This window comes from Pseudodesulfovibrio alkaliphilus (assembly GCF_009729555.1).
GTDB classification, from domain to species: domain Bacteria; phylum Desulfobacterota; class Desulfovibrionia; order Desulfovibrionales; family Desulfovibrionaceae; genus Pseudodesulfovibrio; species Pseudodesulfovibrio alkaliphilus.
In genome coordinates this window covers 197,244-208,889 of record NZ_WODC01000002.1, presented here as the reverse complement: position 1 = coordinate 208,889, position 11,646 = coordinate 197,244, and the positions used below count along the sequence as shown (strand labels likewise).

Below are 11,646 nucleotides of genomic sequence, written 5' to 3'. Positions count from 1 at the left end.
ACCTCAGAACAGACCGGAACGTCCGCCCACGGTGATGCTGACGCGTTTATAAACCACGACATCCCCGCCCTCCCGGGGCTGCATCTTGATCAATACGTCGGTCATGCCGTTCTCCATACCCGTAAAGAGATACCTGGCGCTCCCGCCGTCTCGCTCCAGGTAGCGCTCCAGCCGAAGCACGGTCGGGTCAAAGGACGCTCCCACCAGCGTGTGGCCGCTCCTCAGGGGCTTTGGCAGGTCCAGGGCCAGCACCTCACCCTTTTCGATGGTCGCGACAAAGTCGAACCCGCCGTACAGATCAAGACTTTTTGCCGGCGAAAGCCCGGTTGCAGCATCATAAGATGCGCCACACGCTGCGGCGAGAAGAAGAAAAATCGTAAAACAGGTGTTTAACACAACTTTACTGAACATTATTCGCAAAACACCCCTTGCGCAAACATTGCGCCCGCTATTGTTAAAATTCCGTGAAGCGTGTATTACTGTCCCGTTTTCGTCCGCCCTTATACCGCGTTGTCCGGTCCAGGCCAACCCGCCTCCCGGGAGCAGGGCCGACTCACGGCAAGGGCATGGAATGATCAGGTGTACGCCCACTGCCGAGGCGTATCATATCACAATGGAGGAATCCCCATGAAACTGCTGCCGAAGAAATCCGCCAGCACCTTCTCTCTGTTCATTGTCGCCACCGCCCTGTGCGCCATGCTGCTGGCCGGATGCGGAAACGACCAACCCAAGGAACAGGCCCAGCAGGCCGCTCCCGAGGCACCCGCCGCCCCGCAAAAAGTGACGCTGAAACTGGCCATTGACGCCGATCCGGTGTCCCTTGACCCGCATGTCCAGCTCTCAGGCGGCATGCTCCAACTCTCGCACATGGTCTTCGATCCGCTGGTCCGCTACGACAGCAAGGACATGCACTTCGTTCCCCGGCTGGCTGAACGCTGGGAGCGTATCGACGACCTGACCATGCGCTTTTTCCTGCGCAAGGGGGTCAAATTCCACTCCGGCAATGAATTCACGGCCGAGGACGTGGCCTTCACCCTGGAGCGCCTCAAGAAAAGCGAGGACTACAAGGGTCTCTTCGAGCCCTTCGTGAGCGCCAACATCGTGGACCCATACACCATTGATCTGATCACGGCCAAGCCCTACGGCCTGGTCCTGAACATGGCCACCTACATCTTCCCCATGGACAAACAGTTCTACACCGGCACCGACGACAAGGGGCTGGAAAAGGACCGCATCGTCAAGACCGATTACTCGTTTGCCAACGAGAACGAGTCCGGCACCGGCCCGTTTGCCGTCACCTCCCGAGAACAGGGCGTGCGAACCGTGTTCACCCGCTTTGCCGACTACTGGGACAAGAGCGGCAATGTGGACGAGATCATCCTCACCCCGATCAAGAACGATGCCACCCGCGTGGCCGCCCTGCTCTCCGGCGATGTGGACTTCATCTTGCCCGTGCCGCCCCAGGATCTGGACCGCATCGGCAATACCCAGGGCCTCAAGCTGATCACCATGTCCGGCACCCGCATCATCACCATGCAGCTCAACGGCGAACGCAACCCGGCCCTGAAGGACCCCAAAGTCCGTCTGGCAATGGACTACGCCTATGACAACCACGGCGTGGTCGAAAAGATCATGAACAACTTCGCCACCGCCGCAGGCCAGATGAGCCCTGACGGATACATGGGCCACAATCCCGAGCTGACCCCCCGTTTCGACATGGAAAAGGCCCAGGCCCTGATGGCCGAGTCAAGCTTCCCGAACGGCTTTGAAGCGACCATGATCGCCCCCAACAACCGCTACGTCAACGATGCCAAGATCGCCGAGGCCTTCGTTTCCATGATGTCCCGGCTTAACATCAAGATCAGCCTGAAGACCATGCCCAAGGCCCAGTACTGGGACGAGTTCGACGCCCAGGTGGCCGACATCCAGATGATCGGCTGGCATGCAGATACCGAGGACTCCGGCAACTTCTACGAGTTCCTGTCCATGTGCCGCAACGCTGAGACCGGCTACGGCCAGTACAACTCCGGCAACTACTGCAACCCACGTGTGGACGAGCTGACCCTGGCCGCACAGACCGAGACCGATCTGGACAAGCGCGCCGCCATGCTCCAGGAAGTGGAAAAGATCCAGTACGACGAGGCCGGGTACATTCCCCTGCACTGGCAGAACCTCTCCTGGGCCTCCAAGAGCAACATGAATACCGAAGAGATCGTGAATGTCATGGACTTCCCGTACTTCGGAGACCTGATCGTCGAGTAGCCTTCGGGCCGCACTTGCCAACGACGCAAAAGACACATAAGGGGAACCCTGGCCTGACCGGGGTTCCCCTTTGACGACGCCCGGACGCGGCCAAAACGGCATCCCCCGGACCAGAAAACGCCACCATCAAACGAGAAACCATGTTCGCATTCGCCATAAAACGAATCCTTCAGGCGGTGATCGTCATGCTGATCATCAGCTTCATCGGATTCGCCATCAAGCACAATTTCGGCGACCCGGTCCGCGACCTCGTGGGCCAGCGGGTCACACCGGCCGAACGGGCGGAAATCCGTCAGAAGCTGGGCCTCAACGATCCCTTCATGATCCAGTATGTCCGTTTTCTGGGCGCAGCGGTCCAGGGCGACCTGGGGCAGAGCTATTTCTTCAAGCGCCCCGCCTCGGAAGTGATCATCAAAAAGGCCCCGGCCACGCTGGAACTTGTTTTCTGCGCCTCCCTGATCATCGTGCTGCTCTCCGTGCCCCTTGGCATCTACGCAGCCATCAGGCCAAAGACCCTCTTCAGCCGGTTCATCATGAGCGGGTCCATTGTCGGCGTATCCATGCCGGTCTTTCTCACGGCCATTCTGCTCATCTACATTTTCTCGGTGGAATTGAAATGGCTGCCCTCGTTCGGCCGGGGCGAAACCGTGCTCCTCTTCGGCTGGTGGGACACCGGCCTGCTCACCGTGGACGGCCTGCTGCACCTGATCATGCCTTCCATCGCCCTCTCGTCCATCATGCTACCGCTTTTCATCCGCCTCATCCGCTCGGAGATGATGGAGGTTCTTGAGAGCGAATATGTCAAATACGCTTGGGCAAAAGGCCTTAAACCCCGCCGCGTCTGGTGGGTCCACGCCTTCAAGAACACGCTGTTGCCGGTCATCACCGTGGGCGGTGTGCAGCTTGGCATCATGGTCGCCTTCACCATTTTGACCGAGACGGTCTTTCAGTGGCAGGGCATGGGCTCCATGTTCATCGAGTCGGTGGAGCGCTCCGACACCTCGCTGATGGTCGCCTACCTCGTCTTTGTCGGCTTCGTCTTCGTGCTGGTCAACACGGCGGTGGACATCATCTACGGTCTTGTCAATCCCACGGTGCGCGTGGCGGGGAGGAAGTAATGCAGACCAGTTGGACCCGCTTCAAGGAATCCTACATGCTCCACAGCTTCCTGCGCGACCCTGTGGCGCTGTGCAGCTTCATCATCCTGACCACGCTGGTGTTTTCCGCCTTTGCCGCGCCCGTCATCGCCCCCCACAATCCCTACGACACCCGCACCATCAACGTCATGGACGCCCGGACCCCACCCTCGTGGTCCGACAAGGGCGATGCCAAGTTCCTCCTCGGCACAGACTCCCAGGGCCGCGACATTCTCTCCACCATGCTCTACGGTATGCGCGTCTCGTTGATCATCGGCGTCGGTGCGGTCTGTCTGCAGGCGGCCATCGGCATTGTGGTAGGGCTGCTTTCCGGCTATATCCGGCGCCTCGACACCATCCTGATGCGCATAGCCGACGTGCAGCTCTCGTTCTCCACCTACATGGTCGCCATCTTCATCGGAGCCATCGTCCAGACCGTTTTCGGCGTGGCCGGGTATAACAAGGTCGCCGTGCCGTTGCTCATCGTCATCATCGGCCTTGCCGAGTGGCCTCAGTATGCCCGCACTGTACGCGCCTCGGTGCTGGCCGAGCGGCGGAAGGAATACGTTGAGGCAGCGCGGGTCATCGGTCTGCCAAAAACACGCATCATGTGGCGCCACATCCTGCCCAACACCCTTTCGCCGGTACTGGTCATCTCCACCGTGCAGGTGGCCAACGCCATCATGAGCGAGGCGGCCCTCTCCTTTCTCGGTCTTGGCATGCCGGTGACGCAGCCCTCACTCGGCTCCCTGATCACAGCGGGATTCCAATACATCTTCTCGGGTTCATGGTGGATCACCACTTTCCCCGGCATCCTGCTCGTCACCCTGATCCTGGTCATCAACCTCCTTGGCGACTGGCTCCGGGACTTCCTCAACCCCAAACTGTACAAGGGGTAGACCATGGAACCGCTCATCGAAATAAAGAACCTGCGGGTCGATTTCGCTCTGCGCTCGGGCATGGTCCGAGCCTTGCGCGACGTGACCCTGACCATAAACAAGGGCGAGCGCCTCGGTATCGTCGGTGAATCGGGCGCGGGCAAATCCGTGCTCGGATTCTCCATCATCAATCTTATCTCCAAACCGGGCCGGATCACTGGTGGCCAGATCATCTTCAACAACCAGGACATCTCCAAATATTCCTGTGAACAAATGCGCAAAATCCGGGGCGACCGCATCTCCATGATCTTCCAGGACCCGATGATGACCCTCAATCCTGTCCTGACCATCGGCACCCAGATGAAGGAGACCATCCACGCCCACCGCAACGTCTCGGACAAGGAGGCGGAGGCCATCTGCCTCGACAAGCTGCGCAAGGTCTACATCCCCTCGCCGGAAAAACGCCTGAACCAGTATCCCCACGAGTTCTCCGGGGGCATGCGTCAGCGCATCGTCATCGCCATCTCGTTGTTGACCAATCCGAACCTGATCATCGCCGACGAACCGACCACGGCACTGGACGTGACCATTCAGGCGGAGATAATGGACCTGCTTCTTGAGCTGTGCGAAACGGAAAACATGGGGCTCATCCTGATCACCCACGATCTGGCTGTGGTTTCGGAAGTCACCCAGCGCATCGCGGTACTCTACGCGGGCAAGGTGGTGGAGATCGGCCCCACCCGACAGATCATCGACAACCCCCGGCATCCTTACACCCAGGGCCTGATCCAGGCCCTGCCGCAGATGGCTGGCGGCGCCAGACGACTCAACCAGATTCCGGGCATGATGCCCTCACTGCGCGACATGCCCTCAGGCTGTCCCTTCCAGCCGCGCTGCACGGTGCGCATCGACAAATGCCTTCACGAAATCCCCCTGCTCACTGCGCCGGAAGACGGCAGTCAGGTCGCCTGTTTCGTGCGCCAGGGAGGGATGTGACCATGCAGCCGATCCTTGAAATCAAAGACATCGACAAGCACTTCGACATCTCCGGCTCCCTGCTCGACCAGTTGAAATTCCGGGGAGGCAGGCTGACGCGCCAGCGCACCGTGGTCAAGGCGGTCAATGGCGTATCCTTGAACGTCCTCCCCGGCGAAACCTTGAGCGTGGTAGGCGAATCCGGCTGCGGCAAGTCCACCCTGGCCCGCACGGTCATGGGACTGTACCGGCCCAACCGAGGCGAGATACTCTACCGAGGCGAGCGCATCGATCACCTCGACTCCTCGTCCATGCTCCCCTACCGCACCCGGATGCAGATGGTCTTTCAGGACCCCTACGCCTCGCTGAATCCGCGCATGACCGTGCGCCAGATTCTGGAAGAGCCTGTGCGGTTCCACAATCCCTCCCTCAACCGGGACGAGGTTGCCGACCGGGTGGCCGAGGTCATGCGTCAGGTGGGCGTGGACCCGGTCTGGGCCACCAACTTTCCCCATGAGTTCTCGGGAGGGCAGCGCCAGCGCATCTCCATCGCCCGCGCCCTGGTGGTGGGGCCGGAGTTCATCGTGGCCGACGAACCCATTGCCGCCCTTGATGTCTCCATCCAGGCGCAGGTTCTCAACCTGCTCATGGACGCCCAGGAAAAACTCGGCCTGACCTACCTCTTCATCAGCCACGACTTAAGCGTGGTCCAGCACATCTCCACCCGGGTTGCGGTCATGTACCTCGGTTGCGTCTGCGAGTTGGCCACAGCCAAAGAGCTGTTCACCAACCCGCGCCATCCCTATACACAGGCCCTGCTCTCGGCCATCCCGCGCCTCGGCGGGCGGGCGGGCGGCCATGTCAAACTCTCCGGCGACGTGCCCACCCCCATCAACCTTCCTCCGGGCTGCGTCTTCCACGGCCGCTGCCCTCACGCCGACAATCGTTGCCGCCGCGAAATTCCGGCCACGCACACCCTGCCCAGCGGCACGGTGGTGGCCTGCCACGCCGTGGAGGAAGGCCGCATCTGATCCTGCCCTGAAGGGCCCATTCGGCCCGGACCCACCGCAACAAAACACCAAGGGGACGGCCGAATCGGCCGTCCCCTTGTCATTGATCCAATGGGATTCGAAAACTCAGAGCACGAGGTTTTGACGCAGTTCGTCGAGTACGCTCTCCTTGTCAAATGGCTTGACCAGATAGCAGGTGGCGTGGGCCTCGAAAAAGGCCCGAGTGACGTTAGCATCGTCCACCAATGAGGTGATCATGACCAGCTTGAAGGCATCGCGGGGGGCGATGCCTCTCTGCGCCTCCCGGCTGCGCATGGCCTCGGCCGCCTCGTGGCCGTTCATGCCCGGCATCAGGATGTCCATCATGACCACGTCGTAGGGGACACCCTCGTTCTGGGCCTGGCCGAAGAGAAGCAGCCCGTCCTCGCCGCTGGCCGCGCCGTCGCACCGGGCAAAGGGCGCCAGCGCGGTCTGCAGGTAGAGCACGATGCTCTCGTCGTCGTCCACGATGAGAATCCGCATGATGACAACAGCCTAAAGCTCTATCCCGTATTTCTTGATGGCAGCCATGCCGCCCTGGACGTTAATAACATCGTCGAACCCCTGTTCATCAAGAATGATCTGGGCCTCGTAGGAACGGGCTCCGGTGTTGCAGACCAGAACCACGGTCCTGTCACGCGGCACCTCATTGATGCGTTGACGCAACTCGCCCTGAGGGATGTTGTGCCACCGGCCGGGGTTACGCTGCACATAACCATCGGCGTCTGCCTCCTCGCGGCAGTCGATGAAGTGGCAGGTGCCCTCGCCGTTACTGTTCCACAATGTAGCGAACCCGTCAGGGCCGACACCTCGATTGATGCCGTCAAGCACGTTGTCCGCCACATTGGCCAGGGAGTTAAGCACGTCCATTGCCGAGGCAAACGGCGGCGCGTAGGCCATCTCAAGGTTGGAAATGTCCTCCACCTTCGGATTGCGGGGCAGAATGGCGGCAATGGCATTGATGCGGCCGACCATGGCATCGCCCGAACTGCCAAAGCCCTGCACTCCCAGTACACGACGGGTCTTTTTGTCGACCACCATTTCCAGGGTCATCAACTCCTTGGTAGGATAAAAATGCGCCCTGTCCAACTGGACCTGAAGTACGCTTACGGCATCGTACCCGGCGGCCAGGGCCGCTTCAAGGCTCAGACCCGTCCCAGCCAGGGAGGTCTCGAAAAGCTTGACCACAAAGGAGCCGACCACGCCCGGAAATCGGGCCTCGCCCCCGGCCAGGTTGGTACCGATGACCCGGCCCTGTCGATTGGCCATGGAGCCAAGCGGCAGAAAGGCGGGCTGGCCGGTAATCAAATGCTTGACGACGGCGCAGTCACCGCCGGAGTAGATATCCGGGTCGCTGGTACGCATGTATTCGTCCACCATGACCCCGCCGCGGTCATGCACGGCAAGCCCGGCGTCACGAGCCAGCTCCGAGACCGGCACAACGCCTGCCGCAATGATCACCGCATCGGCGTCCAAGGTCCGCTTGTCCGTGACCACGCGCTTGACGCGGCCGTTCTCGCCCTCAAGAGCCCGAACCGACTCGCCGAAGTAGAAACCGACGCCCTTCTCTTCCATATGCCGCTGGGCCATGGCGGCCAGAGTCGGGCTGACCAGCCTGGGCATGAGCTGGTCCGTGATCTCCACCACGCTGGTCTCGATGCCCCACATGTCTGCAAAGGCTTCGGCCATTTCAAGGCCGATGAAACCCGCGCCGATAACAACGGCACTTCCCACCTCGCCCTTGGCGATACCGTCGCGGATGCGCGTGGCGTCGTCCGGGTTGCAGACATAGCTGACTCCGGCCAGATCCTCGCCCGGCAGGCCCAGCCTCCGTGGCGTGGCCCCCGTGGCGATGACCAGCTTGTCGTAGTCGAGCACCGTGGTCTCTCCTGTAGTCACATTCTCTACATGGACCTGCTTCCGCTCCCGGTCGATACGCGTGGCCCGGGTCAGGGTGAGCACATCCACCCCTTTGACATCCTTGAAGAACGTCACATCACGCACCATGTGAAAACTGGTGGTGGAGAGTTCTCTCGCCTCGGACACGTCGCCCGAGACAAAATAGGGAATACCGCACCCCCCATAGGAGATGAGGCCGCTCTGGTCGATCATGGTCACGGTGGAGCCGGGCTTAAGTCGCTTGAAGCGGCAGGCGGCTTTGGGCCCCAGGGCAACGCCGCCGATCACTACGATGTGCTGAGCCATATTCTGTCCTTGCATGCTTCTCGCCCCGCCCGTCCCTCGGCGGCCGGATGCGGTTATTTCAAAATGGTCTGAATGCTCCTGCCAAGACGCCTGATGCCCTCCTCGATGCGGGGGGCGTCGGAGTTGGAGAAGTTGAGGCGCAAGGTGTTATCGCCCGTACCGTCCACATGGAACGGCTGGCCCGGCACAAAGGCGACCTTGTCCTTGATGGCCGCATCGAACAGGTCCATGGACGAAGCGCCCCGGGGCATGGTCGCCCACAGGAACATGCCGCCCTCGGGCTCGATGATGGACACTTCGGGCGGGAAATACCGGCGGATCATCTCGACCATGACCTCACGCTGGGAACCGTAGCGTTCGCGAATCAGGGCCACATGCCCCTCTATATCATTGGTTTCCAGATAGCGGCGCATGATGGCCTGGGCCACGGTGCTGGTGTGCAGGTCGGCCGCCTGCTTGGCGATGACCAGTTTGTCGAGAACGGCTCTGTCCGCCACCAGCCACCCCAGACGGAAGCCCGGAGCTGCGATCTTGGAAAACGAGCCGCAAAGAATGCCGGGATTTTTACGCAGGGAAAAGATGCTCGGCAGGTCGTCGCCCATGAAGCGAAGTTCGCCGTAGGGGTCGTCCTCCACAAAAAGCACACCGTACTCGTCCAGCAGCCGGGCGACGGCCTGGCGCTTGGCCAGCGAATAGCTGACGCCCGACGGGTTCTGGAAATTGGGCACGGAATAAAAACACTTGGCCCCGGCCCTGAAGGCCGCCTCAAGCTCGGCCAGATCCGGCCCGTCCGGCTCAAGGGACACGGAGACGAACTCCGGCTCAAACAGCGAAAAAGCCTGGATCGCCCCGAGATAGCCGGGCCGCTCGATGACCACCTTGTCTCCCCTGTCGATGAAGACCTTGGCCACCATGTCCAGTATCTGCTGGGAGCCCGTGGTAATGAGAATGGAGTCCGGGTCCACATCAAGCCCCCGGTTCTCCTTGTAGCGGCGGGCGATGATGGCCCTGAGCCCGGCGTCGCCCTCGGTGGTGGAATATTGCAGGGCCGAGGCCCCGATGGTGGAAAAGACCTCGTGAGCCGCCTTGTCCATGGCTGCAACGGGAAACAACTCCGGGTTGGGCAGTCCGCCCGCAAAGGAGATTATTTCGGGATCAGCGGTGACTTTGAGGATTTCACGAATGAAAGAGCGGTGAACGGTGCCCATGCGTCGGGCAAAAATGTCGGCCATTATCTGCTTCCTCCAAATGAGGAGGGATACTCCGAAACGGCATCACTGGCAAGCATCCTAAGCGGTCAGGATCGGACAGCCTGTGAAGCAACTACAAGGGATTCAAGCCACATAGAACCCGAAACAGAAAAAGAAAAAGGGGCCTTGAGCCCCTTGGATGCTATTCCTTGTCAGGAGACCAGCTGGGGTCGCGATATTTTTCGGGGTTGTAGAGACGCCAATCGGAGCCGTCGTCATACTTCTCGTCCGCACCTGGGTACGGCGTGTAGATCTTCTCTTCCTGGTGGTCCTGGTCCCGACAGTCGAGCTGTCCAACGTACGCCTTTTCCATGACAAAAAACCTCTACGGTCTCGGAATTGCGCCCGCAATGCAGGCAAAAAGGGCCGGGCGACAGCGCCGCCCAGCCCCTTGGTGAATCAATTACCCGGCCGTGTCAAGCCTCGGTTTGACGTACAATTCGCCGCCGGAACAGTCGTTGATCACAAGCAGCGGAAAGTCCTTGACCTTCATGGCCCGGATCGCTTCCGGCCCCAGTTCGTCAAAAGCGATGACCGTGGACTCGGTGATGGAGTTGGACAGCAGCGCCCCCGCACCACCTGTGGCCCCGAAGTAAACACCCGTATGCTCGCGCATGGCCGCCTTGACCTCGTCGCTGCGCTTGCCCTTGCCTATGGTGGCCTTCAGGCCCAGGCTGTGCAGCCTTGGAGCGTAGGTGTCCATGCGGTAGCTGGTGGTGGGTCCGGCCGCGCCTATGGGACGGCCCGGAGGAGCCGGACTGGGGCCGACATAATAGATGGCCGCTCCCTTGAGGTCAAAGGGCAGATCCTTGCCTGCGTCCAGCAGCTCCATGAGTTTCTTGTGGGCCGCATCGCGGGCTGAATAAATGGTTCCGTTCAGAAAGACCACGTCTCCAGCCTTGAGTTTCTTGACATCCGCATCGGTCAGCGGGGTGTTCAGGATGTATTGGGCCATTAGAGCTCCACCTCCTCGTGACGCTGGGAATGACACTGGACATTGACCGCCAGCGGCAGACTCGCCAGATGGCAGGGTTCCATGGTGATCTTGACGCCGAGCACCGTGGTGTTGCCGCCAAGTCCCATGGGGCCGATGCCCAGGGCGTTGAGGGCGTCCTCAAGCTCCTTCTCCCTGGCCGCGATGTCCGGGTCGGGATGGGTGTCGTCCAGGCGGCGCATCAGCGACTGCTTGGCTATCTTGGCAGCGTGGTCAAAGGTGCCGCCCACGCCGATGCCGATGACCGTGGGCGGGCACGGATTCGGTCCGGCCTCGGCCACGCGCTCGACCACGAACTTCTTGATGCCCTCCCAGCCCTGGGCCGGGGAGAGCATGGTCACTCGGCTCATGTTCTCGCTGCCGCCTCCCTTGGCCATGTAGACCAGCTTGAGCCTGTCGCCCGGAACCATGTCGAAATGGATGATGGCCGGGGTGCCGTCGCCGGTATTGGCCCGTGTCAGCGGATGGCAGGCCGACTTGCGCAAAAAACCATCGGCGTAGCCCTTGCGTACGCCTTCGTTGATGGCTTCGCGCAGGTTGCCGCCCACAACGCGCACATCATCGCCCACCTCGACAAAAAACACCGCCAGTCCGCAGTCCTGACATAGCGGCAGCTTGGTGTCCCGGGCCAAATCGGCGTTCTCCAGCAACTGACGCAGGACTTCCCTGGCCGAGTCACTCGTCTCCTCGGCCATGGCCTGCTCGAACTTGGCGCGAACATCATCAGGCAGTTCGGTATTGGCCTTGATACACATGGCCGCCACCGCGTCGATCACGTTCTGAACAGGAATCTCTCTCATTATCTGCCTCCCTTTGGCGAGATGCACCGGAGGGGAATGCCTCCGGCGGCCAGAGAGCCTTTTGAAAAAGGTTCTCTGGACTCTCCAAAACTTTTTG

Annotated in this window: 12 protein-coding genes; 5 read left to right on the top strand and 7 right to left on the bottom strand. The window is 60.8% G+C overall.

Annotated features, from left to right (window positions below):
- Nucleotides 1-3: 3 nt before the first annotated feature.
- A complete protein-coding gene (locus tag GKC30_RS04705; protein WP_155932586.1) occupies nt 4-252 on the bottom strand; it encodes a hypothetical protein in 249 nt (82 codons plus the stop codon).
- A gap of 375 nt (nt 253-627) precedes the next feature.
- On the opposite strand from GKC30_RS04705, the gene GKC30_RS04700 reads away from it, so the two are divergent.
- The 5 genes from GKC30_RS04700 (at nt 628) to GKC30_RS04680 (ending at nt 6,282) form a co-directional block, all read left to right on the top strand.
- Nucleotides 628-2,262, top strand: coding sequence for an ABC transporter substrate-binding protein (locus GKC30_RS04700; RefSeq protein ID WP_155932584.1), 1,635 nt, complete (start codon nt 628-630; stop codon nt 2,260-2,262).
- 140 nt (nt 2,263-2,402) lie between these two features.
- Nucleotides 2,403-3,380 carry an ABC transporter permease gene (locus GKC30_RS04695; RefSeq protein WP_155932582.1) on the top strand — a complete coding sequence of 326 codons (978 nt, stop codon included), beginning with the start codon at nt 2,403-2,405 and terminating at the stop codon, nt 3,378-3,380.
- Nucleotides 3,380-4,297, top strand: coding sequence for an ABC transporter permease (locus GKC30_RS04690; RefSeq protein WP_155932580.1), 918 nt, complete (start codon nt 3,380-3,382; stop codon nt 4,295-4,297). The genes GKC30_RS04695 and GKC30_RS04690 overlap by 1 nt, the downstream gene beginning before the upstream one ends.
- A gap of 3 nt (nt 4,298-4,300) precedes the next feature.
- Nucleotides 4,301-5,272 carry an ABC transporter ATP-binding protein gene (locus GKC30_RS04685; protein ID WP_155932578.1) on the top strand — a complete coding sequence of 324 codons (972 nt, stop codon included), beginning with the start codon at nt 4,301-4,303 and terminating at the stop codon, nt 5,270-5,272.
- Nucleotides 5,273-5,274: 2 nt separating this feature from the next.
- Nucleotides 5,275-6,282: an ABC transporter ATP-binding protein gene (locus GKC30_RS04680; protein ID WP_155932576.1), complete on the top strand. Its 1,008-nt coding sequence runs from the start codon at nt 5,275-5,277 to the stop codon at nt 6,280-6,282.
- A gap of 105 nt (nt 6,283-6,387) precedes the next feature.
- Here the strand turns inward: GKC30_RS04680 and GKC30_RS04675 are convergent, their stop codons facing one another.
- The 6 genes from GKC30_RS04675 to GKC30_RS04655 form a co-directional block, all read right to left on the bottom strand.
- The gene (locus GKC30_RS04675; RefSeq protein ID WP_155932574.1) at nt 6,388-6,783 is read right to left on the bottom strand and encodes a response regulator; all 396 of its coding nucleotides are present in this window, start codon (nt 6,781-6,783) and stop codon (nt 6,388-6,390) included.
- 12 nt (nt 6,784-6,795) lie between these two features.
- On the bottom strand, nt 6,796-8,505 hold the full coding sequence (locus GKC30_RS04670) for an FAD-dependent oxidoreductase (protein WP_155932572.1): 1,710 nt from the start codon (nt 8,503-8,505) through the stop codon (nt 6,796-6,798).
- A gap of 53 nt (nt 8,506-8,558) precedes the next feature.
- Nucleotides 8,559-9,737 carry an aminotransferase-like domain-containing protein gene (locus GKC30_RS04665; protein ID WP_155932570.1) on the bottom strand — a complete coding sequence of 393 codons (1,179 nt, stop codon included), beginning with the start codon at nt 9,735-9,737 and terminating at the stop codon, nt 8,559-8,561.
- Between the two features lie 160 nt (nt 9,738-9,897).
- Nucleotides 9,898-10,068, bottom strand: a complete 171-nt coding sequence (locus GKC30_RS14870; RefSeq protein ID WP_196772808.1) for a hypothetical protein — start codon at nt 10,066-10,068, stop codon at nt 9,898-9,900.
- A 90-nt stretch (nt 10,069-10,158) separates the two neighbouring features.
- Nucleotides 10,159-10,710 carry a Fe-S-containing hydro-lyase gene (locus GKC30_RS04660; protein ID WP_155932568.1) on the bottom strand — a complete coding sequence of 184 codons (552 nt, stop codon included), beginning with the start codon at nt 10,708-10,710 and terminating at the stop codon, nt 10,159-10,161.
- On the bottom strand, nt 10,710-11,549 hold the full coding sequence (locus GKC30_RS04655; protein ID WP_155932566.1) for a fumarate hydratase: 840 nt from the start codon (nt 11,547-11,549) through the stop codon (nt 10,710-10,712). The genes GKC30_RS04660 and GKC30_RS04655 overlap by 1 nt, the downstream gene beginning before the upstream one ends.
- Nucleotides 11,550-11,646: the final 97 nt, after the last annotated feature.

Excerpts from the sequence above, each read along its gene's own strand:
- GKC30_RS04660 (WP_155932568.1), bottom strand. The coding sequence starts at position 10,710 with ATGGCCCAATACATCCTGAACACCCCGCTGACCGATGCGGATGTCAAG.
- GKC30_RS04690 (WP_155932580.1), top strand. The coding sequence starts at position 3,380 with ATGCAGACCAGTTGGACCCGCTTCAAGGAATCCTACATGCTCCACAGC.
- GKC30_RS04665 (WP_155932570.1), bottom strand. The coding sequence starts at position 9,737 with ATGGCCGACATTTTTGCCCGACGCATGGGCACCGTTCACCGCTCTTTC.
- GKC30_RS04680 (WP_155932576.1), top strand. The coding sequence starts at position 5,275 with ATGCAGCCGATCCTTGAAATCAAAGACATCGACAAGCACTTCGACATC.
- GKC30_RS04675 (WP_155932574.1), bottom strand. The coding sequence starts at position 6,783 with ATGCGGATTCTCATCGTGGACGACGACGAGAGCATCGTGCTCTACCTG.
- GKC30_RS04700 (WP_155932584.1), top strand. The coding sequence starts at position 628 with ATGAAACTGCTGCCGAAGAAATCCGCCAGCACCTTCTCTCTGTTCATT.
- GKC30_RS04655 (WP_155932566.1), bottom strand. The coding sequence starts at position 11,549 with ATGAGAGAGATTCCTGTTCAGAACGTGATCGACGCGGTGGCGGCCATG.
- GKC30_RS04670 (WP_155932572.1), bottom strand. The coding sequence starts at position 8,505 with ATGGCTCAGCACATCGTAGTGATCGGCGGCGTTGCCCTGGGGCCCAAA.
- GKC30_RS04695 (WP_155932582.1), top strand. The coding sequence starts at position 2,403 with ATGTTCGCATTCGCCATAAAACGAATCCTTCAGGCGGTGATCGTCATG.
- GKC30_RS04685 (WP_155932578.1), top strand. The coding sequence starts at position 4,301 with ATGGAACCGCTCATCGAAATAAAGAACCTGCGGGTCGATTTCGCTCTG.
- GKC30_RS14870 (WP_196772808.1), bottom strand. The coding sequence starts at position 10,068 with ATGGAAAAGGCGTACGTTGGACAGCTCGACTGTCGGGACCAGGACCAC.